The organism is Snuella lapsa (assembly GCF_039539345.1).
In the GTDB taxonomy this organism is placed as follows: Bacteria; Bacteroidota; Bacteroidia; order Flavobacteriales; family Flavobacteriaceae; genus Snuella; species Snuella lapsa.
Map to the genome: position 1 here is coordinate 71603 of NZ_BAABCY010000063.1, position 17592 is coordinate 89194.

17 protein-coding genes are annotated in these 17592 nt (G+C 36.7%); 9 read left to right on the top strand and 8 right to left on the bottom strand.

Going from position 1 to position 17592, the window contains the following annotated elements; all coding sequences use genetic code 11:
• The first annotated feature begins 147 nt into the window (after positions 1-147).
• Positions 148-1719 carry a sulfatase-like hydrolase/transferase gene (locus ABD792_RS11570; RefSeq protein ID WP_345006224.1) on the top strand — a complete coding sequence of 524 codons (1572 nt, stop codon included), beginning with the start codon at positions 148-150 and terminating at the stop codon, positions 1717-1719.
• Between the two features lie 130 nt (positions 1720-1849).
• Here the strand turns inward: ABD792_RS11570 and ABD792_RS11575 are convergent, their stop codons facing one another.
• The 6 genes from ABD792_RS11575 to trhO all read right to left on the bottom strand — a co-directional run bounded on the left by ABD792_RS11575 (position 1850) and on the right by trhO (position 8609).
• Positions 1850-4189 carry a penicillin-binding protein 1A gene (locus ABD792_RS11575; RefSeq protein WP_345006225.1) on the bottom strand — a complete coding sequence of 780 codons (2340 nt, stop codon included), beginning with the start codon at positions 4187-4189 and terminating at the stop codon, positions 1850-1852.
• A gap of 67 nt (positions 4190-4256) precedes the next feature.
• Complete coding sequence (locus tag ABD792_RS11580; RefSeq protein WP_345006226.1) at positions 4257-4748, bottom strand: gliding motility lipoprotein GldH; 492 nt, start codon at positions 4746-4748, stop codon at positions 4257-4259.
• Positions 4735-5931 (bottom strand): PSP1 domain-containing protein, encoded by a 1197-nt coding sequence (locus ABD792_RS11585; protein WP_345006228.1) that lies wholly within the window; start codon positions 5929-5931, stop codon positions 4735-4737. The genes ABD792_RS11580 and ABD792_RS11585 overlap by 14 nt, the downstream gene beginning before the upstream one ends.
• A 120-nt stretch (positions 5932-6051) precedes the next feature.
• Positions 6052-6282, bottom strand: a complete 231-nt coding sequence (locus tag ABD792_RS11590) for a ferredoxin (protein ID WP_345006229.1) — start codon at positions 6280-6282, stop codon at positions 6052-6054.
• Complete coding sequence (locus ABD792_RS11595; RefSeq protein ID WP_345006230.1) at positions 6282-7526, bottom strand: peptidase U32 family protein; 1245 nt, start codon at positions 7524-7526, stop codon at positions 6282-6284. The genes ABD792_RS11590 and ABD792_RS11595 overlap by 1 nt, the downstream gene beginning before the upstream one ends.
• 9 nt (positions 7527-7535) lie before the next feature.
• Positions 7536-8609: an oxygen-dependent tRNA uridine(34) hydroxylase TrhO gene (trhO, locus tag ABD792_RS11600; RefSeq protein WP_345006231.1), complete on the bottom strand. Its 1074-nt coding sequence runs from the start codon at positions 8607-8609 to the stop codon at positions 7536-7538.
• A gap of 322 nt (positions 8610-8931) precedes the next feature.
• On the opposite strand from trhO, the gene recA reads away from it, so the two are divergent.
• From recA to ABD792_RS11620, 4 genes are all read left to right on the top strand, one after another.
• Positions 8932-9933: a recombinase RecA gene (gene recA / locus ABD792_RS11605; protein WP_345006232.1), complete on the top strand. Its 1002-nt coding sequence runs from the start codon at positions 8932-8934 to the stop codon at positions 9931-9933.
• 115 nt (positions 9934-10048) lie between these two features.
• Positions 10049-10459 carry a hypothetical protein gene (locus ABD792_RS11610; RefSeq protein WP_345006233.1) on the top strand — a complete coding sequence of 137 codons (411 nt, stop codon included), beginning with the start codon at positions 10049-10051 and terminating at the stop codon, positions 10457-10459.
• Positions 10460-10500: 41 nt separating this feature from the next.
• A complete protein-coding gene (locus ABD792_RS11615) occupies positions 10501-11043 on the top strand; it encodes an RNA polymerase sigma factor (protein ID WP_345006235.1) in 543 nt (180 codons plus the stop codon).
• On the top strand, positions 11043-12494 hold the full coding sequence (locus ABD792_RS11620) for a hypothetical protein (RefSeq protein ID WP_345006236.1): 1452 nt from the start codon (positions 11043-11045) through the stop codon (positions 12492-12494). The genes ABD792_RS11615 and ABD792_RS11620 overlap by 1 nt, the downstream gene beginning before the upstream one ends.
• 107 nt (positions 12495-12601) lie before the next feature.
• On the opposite strand, the gene ABD792_RS11625 is transcribed toward ABD792_RS11620, so the two are convergent.
• Positions 12602-13342: a lysophospholipid acyltransferase family protein gene (locus ABD792_RS11625; RefSeq protein ID WP_345006237.1), complete on the bottom strand. Its 741-nt coding sequence runs from the start codon at positions 13340-13342 to the stop codon at positions 12602-12604.
• A 66-nt stretch (positions 13343-13408) separates the two neighbouring features.
• Between ABD792_RS11625 and ABD792_RS11630 the strand changes: the two genes are divergently transcribed.
• Positions 13409-13651, top strand: a complete 243-nt coding sequence (locus tag ABD792_RS11630) for a GlsB/YeaQ/YmgE family stress response membrane protein (RefSeq protein ID WP_345006239.1) — start codon at positions 13409-13411, stop codon at positions 13649-13651.
• A gap of 115 nt (positions 13652-13766) precedes the next feature.
• The gene (gene trpS, locus ABD792_RS11635) at positions 13767-14735 is read left to right on the top strand and encodes a tryptophan--tRNA ligase (RefSeq protein WP_345006240.1); all 969 of its coding nucleotides are present in this window, start codon (positions 13767-13769) and stop codon (positions 14733-14735) included.
• A 27-nt stretch (positions 14736-14762) separates the two neighbouring features.
• Here trpS and dprA read toward each other — a convergent pair whose 3' ends face one another.
• Positions 14763-15866 carry a DNA-processing protein DprA gene (gene dprA / locus ABD792_RS11640; RefSeq protein WP_345006241.1) on the bottom strand — a complete coding sequence of 368 codons (1104 nt, stop codon included), beginning with the start codon at positions 15864-15866 and terminating at the stop codon, positions 14763-14765.
• Between the two features lie 103 nt (positions 15867-15969).
• Between dprA and ABD792_RS11645 the strand changes: the two genes are divergently transcribed.
• The gene (locus ABD792_RS11645; RefSeq protein ID WP_345006242.1) at positions 15970-16908 is read left to right on the top strand and encodes an HU domain-containing protein; all 939 of its coding nucleotides are present in this window, start codon (positions 15970-15972) and stop codon (positions 16906-16908) included.
• 83 nt (positions 16909-16991) lie between these two features.
• On the top strand, positions 16992-17501 hold the full coding sequence (locus tag ABD792_RS11650; protein ID WP_345006244.1) for an acyl-CoA thioesterase: 510 nt from the start codon (positions 16992-16994) through the stop codon (positions 17499-17501).
• Positions 17502-17592: the final 91 nt, after the last annotated feature.

A 17592-nucleotide genomic window follows, 5' to 3' on the forward strand; every position in this document is an offset into this window, starting at 1 on the left:
CTTTACAAACGATCCTTCGTTAATAAATTTTCATTTCTTTGCACCATTTATAAAAAGAGGGCACTTTTATATATTTATGAAACAGCCCTTTTAAACAAACTACTTTTGTACTTTTAGGCACTTAATAATTTTAATCATGCTTATATTATGAACATATTCTTGCGTTTGTTAATAATCTCTTACTTCATTTTTAGCTGCAATAATAAACCTCATACAGATTCTAACAAACCCAATATTATTTTAATATATGCCGACGATTTGGGAAAAGGCCTTCTTGGACATGAGGGCCAATCAATAATCAAAACACCCAATATAGATCGGTTAGCCGAAGAAGGCATGCGCTTTGAAAATGCCTATGCCGGTATGCTTTGTGCGCCCTCTCGCGCATCACTTATCTCAGGGAAACACGATTGCCATGAAACCGCATTTGAAATTACGCCTGCGGGTATCTATAAAAAGATAAGTTCAGCCAATACGCCTGTCGATTCTATCCAGAAGACTCTAAACAATGTCCTTTCTCCAATTCCCAATAACCAAGTATTTCTAGGACAAGTAGCAAAGGAAGCAGGATATATTACAGGACAAATAGGCAAACTGGAATGGGGCTTTGCAGCTACCGATCAACAAATGAAACGCCATGGTTGGGATTACTATTATGGATACTTAGACCACATACGTGCTCACGGCTTCTACCCTCCCTTCCTTTTTGAAAACGGAAAGGCAGTTAGCATTGAGGGCAATACGCTTGCCGACTGCGGAAAATCACATGAACCTGAAACGTCGGGTGCCTATAAACAACGCTGGGATATGACAGGTAAAGCAACCTACTCACAGACCCTGTTTATGGAAAAAGCTCTGGACTTTATCTCTACACATAAGAACCAGCCCTTCCTTTTATACTTTCCAACGCAATTGCCCCATGGGCCAGTGTCCATTCCGAAGGTAAACACCATCTATGAAAATGACGATCGGTTAACCCAAATAGAAAAGGAGTATGCCTCTATGGTGACCTTACTGGATGACAATGTGGGACAAATTATGCAGCACCTCAAAGCCCTCAATATTGACGACAATACCATTGTTATATTTACGTCAGACAATGGTCATGAAATATATTACGCCAAAGAAGGACGTGTGCATAAGCCTTATGCGAATATGAAAACCAAAGAAGTTTTTGATAACCTTGAACATAAATATTACAGTGAACTAGCAGGAGATGTATTTAACGGCAATGACGGTAGAGCCGGCATGAAGCGCAGCAACTTACAAGGCGGCATAGAAGTACCATTACTTATCAGGTGGCCAAAAATGATCAAAGGCGGTACCACATCGCAACGCTTAACAGCCAACTACGATATCCTGATGACTATAGCCGATATTACTGGGTTTTCCAAACCCCATACTACCGATGGCAAATCCTTTTATAACGAACTGGATAGCATTCAGCCCGCATACGAACATGAATTTGTTGTGTATTCTTCTTTTGAAGGCCCCACACTAATCACAAATGATGGTTGGAAAATTAGATCCTACCTTAAAAAAGATGTTTTTGAACTCTATTATTTGCCTGAGGACTATCGGGAAAAAAACAATCTATCAGACTCATTTCCCGAAAAACTTGAAACACTTAAAACCAAACTTTTTAGAGCATGCGACAATGATTTTGAGAATGGCCTATTTAGCGGAAAGAATTATGTAAAACTAAAAGAGAATGACTGAGAAAAAATGCCATCCTGAAGAAAATGAAGAATCTATTGCAATTTAAAATTTTGCTTTTCAGCAGGGTAAGATCCTTCGCTTCTCTAAACTCTGTTCTGAACAAGACAACTCACTTTTCTGATCTTTTTAGTTAAAATTCCAGATCATCAGGCAACTCATCTACCGAATCGTCTATAATATTTTTGTCAGAAGCCTTAGAACAATCCACATTGATGGAAAGCTCTAGCGGAGCTTCAAACTCCTCTTTAGATATACTTAGTGTTTCATCGGCATAACAACTTTTCATATATATTCCCCAAATTGGCAAGGCCATTGTCGCTCCCTGTCCATAATCAATAGTTTTAAAATGAACCGATCGGTCTTCGGCACCTACCCAAACACCCGTTACCAAATTGGGCACCATGCCCATAAACCAACCATCACTCTGGTTTTGGGTAGTTCCAGTTTTTCCGGCTATAGCATTCTCAAACTTATAAGGATAGCCTGTAACAACTTTCTTATAGGCAGCACTAGTAGCCCCTCCATGTCTTAAGCGTATACCAGACCCACCTTGTGTCACCCCTTCTAAAAGCTTAACGGTTACATAAGCCGCTTCTTCACTCAATACATCACGTGTTTCTGGTTTAAACTGATATAATACCGTACCATTTTTATCTTCAATAGCTGTTACCAAAACAGGCTTTGTATAAACGCCTTTATTAGCAAACGTGGCATAAGCTCCTACCATTTCATACACACTTAGGTCTGCCGTTCCCAATGCTATAGAAGGCACTGGAGGTATCTCGGACTCTATGCCCAACTTTCTTGCCAGATCCACCACTGTCTGGGGACCGACCTTATCCATTAACCTTGCTGTTACCGTATTAACCGAATTGGCCAGGGCTTCTTTTAAAGTTCTTACCCCACCATATTCGTCACCCGAATTCTTAGGACACCATTCTTCTGGGTTTCCATACTTACCTTTTTCAATACAAAAAGGTGTATCAGGTAATTCATCGCAGGGCGATAAGTGCAGTTGGTCTATAGCCGTTGCGTAAACAAACGGTTTAAATGTTGAGCCTACCTGACGTTTACCTTGGCCAACCATGTCGTACTGGAAGTGCCTGTAATTAATTCCGCCTACCCAAGCTTTTACATGACCAGTCTGTGGATCCATAGACATCATGCCCGTTCTTAAAAACGATTTGTAATAACGCATGGAATCTATAGGCTTCATAATAGTATCTATCTCTGAAGGCTTACCATCCTTCCAAGCGAAAATTGACATAGGAATAGCCTTATAGAAAGATGCCTTTATTTCTTCATCCGGTTTCTTTAAATCATATTTCATGTGTCTCCAACGCTCAGACTTTTTAATGGACTTACGCATTAAGGTATCGATGGCTCCAGATGTTAATTCTAAAAATGGTGCTGTTGGATTTCGTTTTGGTGTATTCTGGTTAAAAAACTCAGCTTGTAATCGTGGCATATGGGCCTGTACGGCATCCTCGGCATATTGCTGCATACGCGAGTCGATGGTGGTATATACTTTTAGTCCATCGTTGTACAAATTATATTTTGTGCCATCTGGTTTTGGATTGTTGTTAATCCAATCCTTCATAAAGCCATCCAAATACCCTCTAAAGTATGTTGCAATGCCTTCTCGATGAGACTCTGGCGAGTAGTTTAAATCCAATTCTGTTTGTTGTAGAGAGTCCTTAACGGCTTCTTCTATATAACCATACTTTGCCATTTGAGCCAATACTACATTACGACGTTCTCGTGTTAGCTCTGCCCGCCTTCGTGGATTAAATAATGACGAATTCTTAAACATACCCACCAACATAGCCGATTCCTTTAAATCCAAATCATTAGGCTCCTTACCAAAATAGATACGGGCTGCACTACGAATACCGTCGGCATTATTTAAGAAATCATAAATATTAAAATATTGTGCTATGATCTCTTCTTTGGTATATTGACGCTCCAAACGAATGGCAATGATCCACTCTTTAGCCTTTTGTAATACACGCTCTAAAATATTTTTGGAGCCTTCACCATGAAATAACTGCTTTGCCAATTGCTGCGAAATGGTACTGGCTCCTCCACCGCTTCCTAATTTTATAACAGCTCTTAAAGTGCCTCGGGCGTCAATCCCGGAATGCTCTTCAAAACGGGCATCTTCGGTAGCGATAAGTGCATCTACCAAATGCTTTGGCAATTCGTCGTAACTTACTGGTGTTCTATTATCGTTAAAATAGAATTTCCCTAGTGTTTTGCTATCTGAAGAAATAATCTCGGTGGCCAGATTGGTCTTTGGATTTTCTAAAACAGTATGATCGGGCATCTCCCCAAACATTCCCCATGAGGCCAACAGAAATAGAGTAGCTATAGACAAAATCCCCACAGAGAATAGAATCCAAAACCAACGAACATACTTAGAAAAGTCTTGCGTAGGTTTTGTTTTTTTAGTTTGTTTTTTTGTTGCCATGTAACTTTTTATATTAAATACTTCTCGATACAATTCTGATAAAAACCAGAACCGCTCAAAGTGACATTTATTTGATTAAAGGTCTTTCAATTCTAAAACCTACATCTGTAACGCCTTCAAGGTTAACAACACCATTTACCTTGCCATTTTCACGCATAGCATGTTGGATATTTACGGTATACGCCCCAGATTCATTAAATACGACCTGTTCTTTATACCAAAGCTTATTCTCCTTAACATCGGTATATCCATCTCCCAAAAGCTTACCACTCGGGTCGGCCATTCTATACTCCAAAGTATCTTTTATTGTCTTACCATGTGGAAACACCATCTCAACAATTAAAAACAAATTGTTGAATTTATAAGCATTGGTATTCCGTAAATTAACGAACAAATTATAGGCTTGTATTGAATCTGGAGGGCTTACCTCAAAACTTACAATGGAATCTTTATGCCATCCATTAGCAGAAACAGGTTTGTAAACATCAAAAACACGATTTGAGTCACACGAAACAAAAGAAATAATCAAAAAAAATACAAATATACTATTTCTTAACATTTTTGTTTCTTTGAGGTTTTCTTTTGTTATTAGTATTCTTTTTGTTTCTATTATTCCTGTTCCTATTATTTTTACGTTTTTTATTACGTTTTGGACTATCGAAACGTGTTAAACTATCTTGACCTACAACGTTTTCAAATGCTGCTTTAGTATCCTCGAGCAGATCGGAGGCATATTCTTCAAGGCTGGCAATGTGTTTATTATTTTTATTAGCTTCAATAATTTCGTTAGCCTGAACAGTGGTAATCTTATGCCAATGCATCCATTCGCCTTCATAGGCATACCACATATAACCTTTAAAAATATCGGTTTTTTGACAAACGGCAATACCTTTTTCTGTTTTAAGTTTTATATCGGTTTTAGGAAAATCCTTTAAGGCATCTAGATAAGTATCTAACTCATAATTTAAACAACATTTTAACTTGCCACATTGCCCGGCTAATTTTTGAGGGTTTAATGACAACTGTTGGTAGCGCGCAGCCGAAGTACTTACCGAACGAAAATCGGTTAACCAGGTAGAACAACATAACTCACGACCACAAGAACCAATACCTCCAAGTCTTGAGGCTTCTTGACGAAACCCAACCTGCTTCATTTCAATTCGCGTTCTAAACTCACGTGCAAAAACTTTTATAAGCTCGCGGAAATCGACGCGTTCTTCAGCTGTGTAGTAAAATGTCGCTTTGCTTGCATCGCCTTGAAATTCAATATCTGAAATCTTCATTTGCAATTTTAAATCAATCGCAAACTGGCGTGCTCGCACTTTCATCGGTTCTTCTCTATCGCGTGCTTTTTGCCAAATATCGATATCTTTCTGACTTGCTTTACGGTAAATCTTTAGCACCTCGTCCCCTTCAAATGCAATATTTTTTCGTTTCATTTGAACCCGGACCAACTCTCCCGTAAGGGTCACCATACCAATATCGTGTCCCGATTTTGCTTGTGTAGCAACAATATCTCCTATACTAAGTGTTAAGTCTTCTGGGTTTTTATAGTAATGCTTTCTCCCATTTTTAAAACGAACTTCAACCCAATTAAATGGTTTTTCACCACCAGGAAGTGCCATATTAGCAAGCCAATCGAATACGGTTAACTTATTGCAGCTATCGGTACCGCAAGTACCATTATTTCTACATCCTTTGGGCTGACCGTCTTTTCCAGTTGAACAACTGTTACAAGCCATCTTTTTCAATATATTGAATTCGTTAACACTTAAAAAAGCATTACGAATGAAGGTTAATAATTAATTTTGCTTGGTAAAGATAAGATTTAAATACAGACTATTTAAATTGCTGAAAAATAATTAAACCATCTTAACATCTATAATCTTTACTGGACATGCCTTTGAAGCGTTTTCACAGGTTTCAAAACTAAAATCGTCATGTATTTTTAAAGTATAAAAACCTTTTTTATCCTTAGCATGCAATAGCACAGATTTTCCATCTTTTTTCGACATTTGGAACTGTTCTGGTGCCAATTCCACACAGTAATTACACCCTATGCACTTGTTGCGTTGTAAGGTAACTATCACCATTAAGCTTCAACTTTATTTTCAACAATCTTATATAATTTATCGGAAGGCCTAATTCTAAAAGGCAAGGGTATTGTTACAGAATCTCCTTTGGTGCCTTTCTCTTTTTTCTCATTATTAACCAACATCTCGGCTACCTTAACTTCCTGGGCACCTGTCGTTTTCCCTGTAATCAAAATAGTATCACCAATTGCTACATCGTAAGCTTCTATTTTAAATTCCCCAATGTTAGCTTTTGGAAAAAAGTGCACACCTTTACCAATGTAAACTTTCTTTTGCGTAGCATGGGATCCCGAACCTTTACTCCATTCTCCTAATTTTTGCCCCAAGTAATAACCACTCCAAAAACCTCGGTTGTATACTGTTTCCAGTGTTTGCATCCACGAAATCACTTCTTCTTTGCTATAAGTGCCTGCCTCGATACTATCTATAGCTTCTCGATAGCATTTAATAACCTTAGCAACATACTCTGGTGCTCGTCCTCTCCCTTCAATTTTTAAAACCTTTATACCGGCATCGACTACCTCATCTAAAAAATCAATGGTACATAAATCTTTTGGCGACATGATATACTCATTATCGAGCTCCATTTCAAAACCAGTTTCCTGATCGATTACGGTGTATTTTTTTCTGCAATTTTGTTTACAGGCACCGCGATTAGCCGAAGAGTTCTGCGAATGCAAACTCATATAGCACTTACCCGAAACAGCCATACAAATTGCCCCATGCCCGAAAATTTCGATTTCAACAAGGCGCCCCGAAGGTCCCTTTATTTGTTCTTTCTCAATTTGTTCGGTAATCTTCTTTACTTGGCGCAAGCTAAGCTCACGACTTAACACCATCGTATCTGCAAAAAGCGCATAAAATTTAACTGTTTCAATATTCGTGATATTTATTTGGGTAGAGATATGCACTTCCATTCCCAACTCACGTGCCATTGCTATTACTGCTTGATCCATAGCTATTACAGCAGTAATATCCGCCTCTTTTGCCTTTTTAATTAAGGTTTTAACAATCGACAAATCATGATCGTAAACAATGGTATTTAAGGTTAAATAACTGCGAACATTTTTAGCCTTACAACGATCTGAAATCTCTTGAAGGTCATCCAAAGTAAAATTGATAGATGCCCTTGCCCGCATATTTAATTGCTCAACACCAAAATAAACCGAATTGGCTCCGTTATCTAAGGCAGCCTGTAAGGATTCAAAATTACCCGCAGGTGCCATCAACTCTATTTTTTGCATATCAATAAGTTATTGTTTGTTGGGCTTAAGAACTTCAAAAATGTTTCTTAGATCTTTTTTATAGGGTAAATGGTCTGCTCGCCCTTTCTTAAATATATCATTACTATTCCCTTGTCCTTTTCTTAAAGCTTTTTGCTCTTCATAGGGCAATGCATGTATCTCTTTACAGGTAACAGAACAGCAATTGTTCATCTCTTGTTTACAATCATCACATTGAATAAAAAGTAAATGGCACGCATCGTTTGCACAATTGGTATGTACATCGGCCGGTTTCCCACATTGATGGCATTGTGCAATAACATCATCACTGATCTTTTCGGCACGGCGCTCATCGAATACAAAATTCTTTCCAATGAATTTATTCTCTATATTTTGCTCTTTAACCTGGCGCGTGTATTCTATTATACCTCCTTCTAACTGGTATACATTCTTAAACCCTTTATGCTTAAAATATGCGCTTGCTTTCTCGCACCGAATACCCCCGGTACAATACATGACCAAATTTTTATCTTCTTTATGGTCCTTTAAATCGTCCTCAATAATATCTAACGACTCTCTAAACGTATCCACATCGGGTGTTATCGCATTTTTAAAATGTCCTATCTCACTTTCATAGTGGTTACGCATATCGACAAGGACCGTGTTTTCGTCTTCAATAAGCGCATTAAAATCGTTGGCTCCAACATGCACTCCTTTATTGGTAACATCAAAGGTTTCATCATTTAAACCATCTGCTACAATTTTACTGCGCACTTTTACCTTCAGTTTCAAAAAGGACATATTGTCCTGCTCTACTGCAATGTTTAAACGAATACCTTTCAAAAAATCTATGGTATCTAAATGGGATTTAAACGCATTAAACCGATCGGCTGGAAGTGACAATTGTGCATTTATGCCCTCTGCGGCCACATAAATACGTCCTAAAACGTCTAACTGGTCCCAAACAACGAACAGGTGATCTCTAAATTCTTGCGGATTGGCAATCTTGGCGTACTGATAAAAAGAAAGCGTTAATCGATCTTTGCCTGCTTTCTCGATTAATTCTACTCTTTCTTTAGCACTTAATTTATTGTACAGTTGCATGCTATACTAATATTTAAGGTTAAAAAATATTTTAAAGCCGCAAAATTACAATTTTTACTAGGAGCTAACAATTTATGAAACATAAAAAAGTGCTTTAGACTTACTAAAGCACTTTAAATCTGACCCATTCTTTGTTTGAAATAATTTCATTTTAATCCCAAAAAACAAGTGGTCTTAAACTATTTTTAGGACAATTTCATAGCAAAAATTTTCCCTCTTTGCCTACTAGATGCAAATTGCACAAAAAGGTTGCGTCATAAATTGTATTGTGACAACAATTATAGTATTTTAGCATGACCAAAATGAGATAAAAAAAAGATACATGAGTAGTGAAAAAGACGCTAAGTTAAAAGCACTTAAACTTACATTAGACAAACTAGATAAAGCTTACGGCAAAGGAACCGTAATGAAAATGGGCGACACCGCTATTGTAGATGTAGAGGCAATACCTTCAGGATCCTTAGGCCTAGATATTGCACTAGGTGTAGGCGGATACCCTCGCGGACGTGTTATTGAGATTTACGGTCCGGAATCATCAGGAAAAACAACCCTTACCCTACATGCTATTGCTGAAGCCCAAAAAACCGGAGGCATTGCTGCTTTTATTGATGCAGAACATGCTTTCGATAGGTTTTATGCCGAAAAGCTTGGTGTGGACATTGATAATCTTATTATCTCACAACCAGACAATGGTGAACAAGCTTTAGAAATTGCCGATAACTTAATTCGTTCTGGCGCTATCGATATTGTTGTAGTCGATTCGGTTGCAGCTCTTACCCCCAAAAGTGAGATTGAAGGCGAAATGGGAGATTCTAAAATGGGGCTCCATGCCCGACTCATGTCTCAGGCTCTTAGAAAACTTACTGCGTCTATTAGCAAAACAAACTGTACGGTAATTTTCATTAACCAACTACGGGAAAAGATTGGTGTAATGTTTGGAAACCCAGAAACAACTACAGGAGGTAATGCTTTGAAGTTTTACGCTTCTGTACGATTGGACATTAGAAGATCCACACAAATAAAAAGCAGTAATGGCGATGTACTGGGAAATAAAACCAGAGTTAAGGTTGTAAAAAATAAGGTAGCACCTCCATTTAAAGCCGCCGAATTTGACATTATGTATGGTGAAGGTGTTTCTAAAGTTGGAGAAATACTAGATATTGCGGTAGATTTAGAAGTTATCAAGAAAAGTGGCTCGTGGTTTAGCTATGAAGACACCAAGCTAGGACAAGGTCGTGATGCTGTTAAAGCAATTATAAAAGACAATCCAGAACTTTTAGAAGAACTGGAAGAGAAAATAAAAGCGCTCTTAAAAACAGCTTAAACAAATTAAAAAAATCCCGATATATCGGGATTTTTTTGTTTTAAACGCAACCTTTTTATTTTAAGTGCATCTACAAGGAAAAAAGCACAAATAATTAAATGTTAAATTTATTTTTATGAAAAAGTTCCTTGTATTCTGCATGACACTTGTTCTATTTAGCGCATGTAGTATTGATAATGATGGTACAAATTACGATTTAGAAGTTTTACCAATAGAAAGCGTAGACATTCCAGATGAGTTTGCTCTAGGAGAAACCTACCCGATTACCATTTCCTATTTAAAACCATCTACTTGCCATGCTTTTAAAGAATTTTATTATTTAAAAGACAATAATGAACGTACTGTAGCTGCAATAAATTATGTCTTCGAAAAAGATAATTGTGAAGCATTAGAAAATGAACTTGTAGAAGCAACATTTAACTTTGTAGTTACCAGCAATGGTTCCTATATATTTAAATTTTGGCAAGGTGAAGACGAAAACAACGAAGATCAGTATTTGATTATCGAAGTTCCTGTTACTTCATAACAACCACTGATTTTATTAAGACTAATTAATATGCGTTTAATTTGAGTTTAGAGCAGCTCATAGAAGATTGTAAAGTCAATGATACTAAAGCTCAAGGAGAATTATACAAGCTCTTTTCGAGTAAGTTATTCTCTGTTTGCTTAAAGTATTCGAGAAACTATGCAGAAGCCGAAGATAATCTTCAAGATGCATTTTTAACAATTTTCAATAAAATTAAACAATATAAAAGCAAAGGGTCTTTTGAAGGCTGGTTAAAGCGAATAACCATTAATACAGCGCTGCAACGCTACAGAAGTGAAAAAGTTTTTAATATAACAAACGAAAACACGATTGAGGACTATGAAATAGAAATTGACGAGGACTCCTATTCTATAGATTATCTTCTAAAAATCATTCAAGAACTTCCCGATCGTTACAGATTGGTTTTTAACCTATACGTACTTGATGGTTATTCGCATAACGACATAGCAGGAATGCTGGATATTAATATTGGTACTTCAAAATCTAATTTGGCACGTGCCAGACAAATTTTGAAAAAGACCATTGAAAATCACAACGCAACGCAACGCATACAATCATTATAATGGGAGACAAAAAACATATAGACCGCTTATTCCAGGAACGCTTTAAGGATTTTGAAGTGGCACCAAGCGATGCTGTTTGGAAACATATTGAAGCCCAACTGGATAAAAAGAAGAAAAAACAACGTATTATTCCTATATGGTGGCGTTATGCAGGTATAGCCGCTTTATTATTACTACTGCCAACCGTTGGCATGATTTATTTTAATCAAGACAAAGCTATTCCTGAAAATCAGGTTGTTGATACAGAAGAAATACCCCTTATAAACAATGAGGATACAAACACCCCTAACAACTTTGATGGGTCTGAGGGTATTGCAAACGATTCAGAAAGCATATCAGATAAAGAAGGAATAAAAAGGGAAACACCTTTGCAACCTTCCAATAACACAACCCCTTTGAGTGAATCGGCAATAGCAGAAATAGCCCCTCCCAACAATAAAGACAATCACATAGCATCAGCTTTGGTTTCTAACGCTAAAAACAAAACCGTTATCGCTGATCATGTAAAAAAAGACGATCCCAAGTACACAGATCCTTTAATCACGATAGACAAAGCCAAAGACATTTTTAACAAACAGTCGCAAGATAATACAGGCATCATATCTTCCGAAAAAAAGGATGACAATAAAACCAACAACAAGTCAAATCAAAATCCACTTACTATAGATGAGGCTTTGGAAGCTACCAAAAACATTATTGAAAAAGAAGAACACTTAAACAGATGGCGTATTGCACCCAATGCAGCTCCTGTTTACTTTAGTAGCCTTGGGGAAGGATCTTCCATAGACCCGCAGTTTAACAACAACTCTAAAAGCGGCGAACTTAATATGAGTTATGGCATTACGGCCAGTTATGCTATTAACAGAAAACTGAGCATTAGATCGGGAGTTAATAAAGTAAACTTAGGCTACAACACCAATAACATTGCTGTTATACAAACAATAGGGATAAATGCCAATAGCAAACTATTACAAAATGTAGCCACAACCCCTAACAACACGTTAAACAACTCACCTGAAGCCGACATGTCTTTTATTAGCAATGAAAGCCTTAGTGCGAGCAAAAGACCTGGAACACTAACAGAAACATCTAATACATCCATTAACCAAGCTCTTGGTTTCATTGAAGTCCCTTTAGAAATTGAATATGCCCTTTCCGACAAAAAATTAGGGGTAAACATTATTGGGGGCTTTAGCTCATTCTTTCTAAGCAGTAATAAAATATATACTGAAACAGAAGGAGCCAAAAGTCTTTTAGGCGAAGCTACCAACTTAAATAAAATAAGCTATAGTGCTAATTTAGGGCTAGGGCTAAACTATAAAATTTCCAAAAAAATAGATTTGGGACTAGAACCTATGTTTAAATACCAAATCAATACGTTTAACAATACTTCCGGTAATTTTAAACCTTATTTTATTGGGGTTTACACCGGATTTGCCATTAAATTTTAGGTTTTTGGTTAGATCTGAATGATATTGGTTTTCTGTAAGCTTGAAAATCAATATCGGAAAACTGCTCCTCCCCAGAGCAGTTTTTTTTCTACACAAAAAAGGAAAACTCAATTTATCTCAAAAGCCTTCAGTTGATTCAAAATAATACTTCTTGCCTTATTATTTAAATCTTTTGTGTCTTTAACATACAATGTATCGGTAAGTAAAAATTTATGGATTTTAACTCGCATCTTACCTGGTCCACCGCTAAAAAATGTATACGAAAAACGCTTTTTGTTATCGGCAAAAGTTAATGGCACAACTGGTATTTTATGGTTAATAGCCAGTCTAAATGCGCCATCCTTAAATACATCCAAAAATACGTGTTCTTCAGGCACGCCTCCCTCAGGAAAAATACAAATACTTAAGCCTGTTTTTAACCGACGTTGCGCCCTTAAAAAAACAGCTTGTCTACTTTTAGCCGAGTTCCTGTCAACTAAAATACAGGTACGCTTATAAAAAAACCCAAATAGCGGGAGCTTTGCTAACTCCTTCTTTCCTACAAAAACAAACGGATTTTTAACCACTGCTAGCATCAGCATAATATCTACCATAGAGGTATGATTGGCTATAAGCATATAACTCTTCTTCAATTCGGGTACTTGTTCTTTAAGTATACAGTACCTAAAGCCCATTCCCAACAGAATTAATTTTGCCCATATTCGAGCTAACCTAAAAAAGAAGGGATACCATGTCTCCCTTAAAATCGAAATTAACAATAGTGGAGACATCACAATAATTGGTATTATTACAAGTACATAAAACCAAATACGATATAATATCCAAAATAGATATTTAAACACTTTCATATGTAACAAAAATAATGTTATTAAATTGATTATATTTAAGGAATTCGAACATAAAAATCATAAACTATGAGTTTACTTTATGCATTATTAATAGGAGCCATTGCAGGTTGGCTTGCTGGAAAACTAATGAAAGACGGCGGATTTGGAGTCCTTTTCAATATAGTTCTAGGAATTATTGGAGGTATTGTTGGAAGCTGGGCTTTTAAAACCTTAGGTGTTTCTTTATCGGGTGGCGTAATTGGTGACATTATAACTGGTGCCATAGGTGCCATCATTATTTTATTTATTGCAGGGCTTTTAAAAAAATAAAGAAACCTTTAACACATTAGCGGTTCTTCTTGAACCGCTTTTTTATATTCTGAAGTATCCCTACATTTGCCCTTTGTTTAATTTTTTAAAAGACTTCTGTTTTAGGAAGAAATAAATGGCAAGAATACTTACAGGTATACAAAGTACAGGAACACCTCATTTGGGTAATATTTTAGGTGCAATTATTCCAGCAATTGAAATGGCTAACGACCCTAAAAATGATTCCTATCTATTTATAGCAAATCTACATACATTAACCCAAATTAAAGACGCTACATTATTACGCGAGAACACCTACTCTACAGCTGCTACTTGGCTGGCTTTTGGATTGGATATTGAAAAAACCGTTTTTTACAGGCAAAGTGATGTGCCCCAAGTAACCGAATTAGCTTGGTATTTAAGTTGTTTCTTCCCTTACCAACGTTTAACATTAGCCCATAGCTTTAAGGACAAGGCAGATAGATTGGAAGATGTAAATTCTGGCTTATTCTCCTACCCTATGTTAATGGCAGCCGATATTTTGTTGTACGATGCCGAGATTATCCCTGTTGGCAAAGATCAGTTACAACATATTGAAATGACACGCGATGTGGCCTCGCGTTTTCATACTAAAATGGGAGAGACCTTTGTATTACCAGAAGGAAAAACCCAAGAGAATATTATGCTTATTCCTGGAACCGATGGTGAAAAAATGAGTAAAAGCAGAAATAATACCATCAATATATTCTTGAATGACAAAAAATTGCGCAAACAAATTATGTCTATTCAAACTGATAGCACTCCTATAGAAGCACCTAAAGATTGGGCTACATGTAACTGTTTTGCAATTTATAAGTTATTAGCCAACGAAGCTCAAATTGAAACGATGAAAGCTAATTACGAAAACGGAGGTTATGGTTACGGTCACGCCAAACAAGCCTTATTCGAATTGATTGTAGATGTCTTTTCTGAACAACGTGAGCGTTACAACTATTACATGGACAACTTAAATGAAATTGACAAGGCTTTAGCCATTGGAGCTAAAAAAGCACAGTTGGTTGCTAATGCTGTTTTGGATCGTGTAAGAGACAAGGTTGGATATTAAGAGACTGTTTAAATTTCGTTTTTGAAATTAAATAAGCTCAAATAATTTACCAGGTAACGGACGGACAACACCTTTAAGCTCCATATTTAATAGCATACTGGCTACTTTATAAATTGGCATATTACAGTTTAAAGCTATAACATCTAACATCTGTTTGTTGTTTTCTTTAAGAAAAGTATAAATAACTTTCTCATTGGTTTCCAACTCAACAAACAATTGTTTTTGAACAATCTGTCTATTGGACTCTTCCAGTTGCCAATTTAAAATATATGGCACATCCAAAGGGTTCGACAGCATATGTGCTTTTTGGTATTTTATTAAGTTATTACATCCCAGACTTTGTGTATCGGTAGTACGCCCAGGAACAGCGAACACATCACGGTTATACGAATTGGCAATATCGGCCGTTACTAGGCTCCCACCTTTTTCGGCCGATTCTATAACAATGGTTGCTTCACTTAAACCCGCTATAACCCTATTTCGCTTTAAAAAATTATTCCTATCAAAAGTAGCACTGCTCCAAAAATCTGTAAAAAATCCACCATTATTTTCAATAGCATTCACATATTTCTTGTGCACTTTAGGGTAAATTTGATTTAATCCATGTGCCAAACAACCTATGGTTTGCAAATTGTGTTTTATTGCTGCTTTATGAGCCGTAATATCTGTCCCATAAGCAAGCCCAGAAACAATTATAGGATTATATGGCACAAGTGCCTCGATCAAAGCTTCACAAAAAGCAATACCCTGGTTGGTTATTTTTCGAGTTCCCACAATACTAATAATGGGCCGATGGCTTAAATCAATCTGTCCCGATTGAAATAACAAAATTGGCCCATCAATACAATGTTTTAATTTACTCGGATAACTGGCTTCCTTAAAATAGGAATAAGTAATGTTATTGGATGCCATAAAATGGATTTCGGCTTCAGCAGCTATTACATGATTCTTTTCATTCAGATCATTTAATACGATAGCACCAACACCATCTATTTTAAGTAAATTTTGTTTCTTCTCCTTAAAAACAGCCTCGGCCGAACCACAATGTGCAATCAATTTTTTAGCTGTTATATCCCCAATTTTAGGAACATGTTGTAAGGCCAGAGTGTAAAGCAAATCATTTTCTGACATGTATGCGTTTGATTTTGAAGCTACAATAAAAGAATTTTTAAAGTGTTAATAAATATTTTGAGGTTAATTTTACCTAAAAGCAAAAATTTTTAACTTTGTTTACATGCAACTAGAAACCTACATCAGCGATTTATTATACAGATATGAATGTGTTACAGTTCCTGAATTCGGAGCTTTTTTAACACAACGCGTTTCTGCTTCTATAAACGAAACTACAAATGCTTTTTATCCCCCTAAAAAGACGGTGTCGTTTAATGAGCAAATTCAAAAAAGCGATGGCCTATTGGCGCACTATATTGCCGATACAGAAAAAATTCCTTTTGAAGTAGCCTCAGAAAAAATTCAAAAGCGCGTAAAGGCCATTAAATCGAGTTTAATGCAAGGTGATACGGTTTCTTTTAAAAATATAGGAGACATTGTATTAAATAGTGAAGGCAATATTTTGTTTGAACCCACTTACCATCTTAATTATTTAACAGATGCTTTTGGTCTCTCTCAATTTATTTCTCCAACAGTAACCCGTGAAGTTTATAAGGAAACAGCCGAAACAATTGAAAAAGTAATTCCTATTGCTGTTACACCCGAAAAGCGTAAAACTAAAGGGTACTTAAAATATGCTGCTGTAGCTGTTATAGCATTATCTCTTGGTGGTTTTGCTGCATCCAATTTTTACGTTAACCAAATTGAACAGCATAATCAAATAGCACAAGAAACAGCAGAACAACAGCTTGACTCAAAAATACAGCAGGCGACCTTTAATTTAAATCCGCTTCCAGCTATTACCGTTAACCTTACCAAACAATCCGGTAACTATCATATTATTGCTGGAGCCTTTAGAGTTGAAGAAAATTCGAATAAAATGGTTCAACAACTCCGAAAGCAAGGCTATCCCAACGCAAGGACAATTGGCATGAACAAATCTGGTTTATACGAAGTTGTTTACGCTAGTTATGAAAACGGAAAAGACGCCTTAAAAGCCATTCGGGAAATTAGAACTAACCATAACAAAGCTGCTTGGCTATCGGTTAAAAAGCTAAACTAGTTTTTTGCGAATTCGACAATATTTTGCTTCTTTAATCCTAAAATCATTTTAACTTTGCGGCATCATTAAAAAAATCGCAAATGATGCAAGCAAAAACGCCCGAACAATCCAAAACTGTCCTTACAGACATGGTTTTACCCGGTGAGACCAATCCCTTAAACAATTTATTTGGAGGGGAATTATTAGCCCGTATGGATCGTGCGGCAAGTATTGCTGCCAGACGGCACTCAAGACGTATTGTAGTAACTGCTTCTGTAAACCATGTGGCATTTAACAGAGCGGTTCCCTTAGGCAGTGTGGTTACTGTCGAAGCCAAAGTATCCCGTGCTTTCAACACCTCTATGGAAGTCTTTATAGACGTTTGGATTGAGGATCGTGAATCGGGTGAAAAAACAAAGGCTAATGAAGCTATTTACACCTTTGTTGCCGTCGATGAGACCGGAAGACCCATTGCTGTCCCAGAAGTACTTCCTGAAACAAAACTGGAAAAAGAACGCTTTGCTGCGGCTCTGCGACGCAAACAATTAAGTTTATTGCTTGCTGGAAAAATAAAACCCAATGATGCTACTGAGCTAAAGGCTCTGTTTGAATAATACCAATTCGCTTATTTAATATAACGTGAATCTCGGATAAGAAAAAAGTGTTTTTATTTTAGTTTATTATATTGATATTCAGTATATTAAA

Coding starts and splice junctions, on each gene's coding strand:
- ABD792_RS11625 (WP_345006237.1), bottom strand. CDS start 13,342: ATGAAAGTGTTTAAATATCTATTTTGGATATTATATCGTATTTGGTTT.
- ABD792_RS11585 (WP_345006228.1), bottom strand. CDS start 5,931: ATGGCTTGTAACAGTTGTTCAACTGGAAAAGACGGTCAGCCCAAAGGA.
- ABD792_RS11630 (WP_345006239.1), top strand. CDS start 13,409: ATGAGTTTACTTTATGCATTATTAATAGGAGCCATTGCAGGTTGGCTT.
- ABD792_RS11645 (WP_345006242.1), top strand. CDS start 15,970: ATGCAACTAGAAACCTACATCAGCGATTTATTATACAGATATGAATGT.
- ABD792_RS11580 (WP_345006226.1), bottom strand. CDS start 4,748: ATGTTAAGAAATAGTATATTTGTATTTTTTTTGATTATTTCTTTTGTT.
- trhO (WP_345006231.1), bottom strand. CDS start 8,609: ATGCAACTGTACAATAAATTAAGTGCTAAAGAAAGAGTAGAATTAATC.
- recA (WP_345006232.1), top strand. CDS start 8,932: ATGAGTAGTGAAAAAGACGCTAAGTTAAAAGCACTTAAACTTACATTA.
- ABD792_RS11595 (WP_345006230.1), bottom strand. CDS start 7,526: ATGCAAAAAATAGAGTTGATGGCACCTGCGGGTAATTTTGAATCCTTA.
- dprA (WP_345006241.1), bottom strand. CDS start 15,866: ATGTCAGAAAATGATTTGCTTTACACTCTGGCCTTACAACATGTTCCT.
- ABD792_RS11620 (WP_345006236.1), top strand. CDS start 11,043: ATGGGAGACAAAAAACATATAGACCGCTTATTCCAGGAACGCTTTAAG.
- ABD792_RS11575 (WP_345006225.1), bottom strand. CDS start 4,189: ATGGCAACAAAAAAACAAACTAAAAAAACAAAACCTACGCAAGACTTT.
- ABD792_RS11650 (WP_345006244.1), top strand. CDS start 16,992: ATGCAAGCAAAAACGCCCGAACAATCCAAAACTGTCCTTACAGACATG.
- ABD792_RS11610 (WP_345006233.1), top strand. CDS start 10,049: ATGAAAAAGTTCCTTGTATTCTGCATGACACTTGTTCTATTTAGCGCA.
- ABD792_RS11570 (WP_345006224.1), top strand. CDS start 148: ATGAACATATTCTTGCGTTTGTTAATAATCTCTTACTTCATTTTTAGC.
- ABD792_RS11590 (WP_345006229.1), bottom strand. CDS start 6,282: ATGGTGATAGTTACCTTACAACGCAACAAGTGCATAGGGTGTAATTAC.
- trpS (WP_345006240.1), top strand. CDS start 13,767: ATGGCAAGAATACTTACAGGTATACAAAGTACAGGAACACCTCATTTG.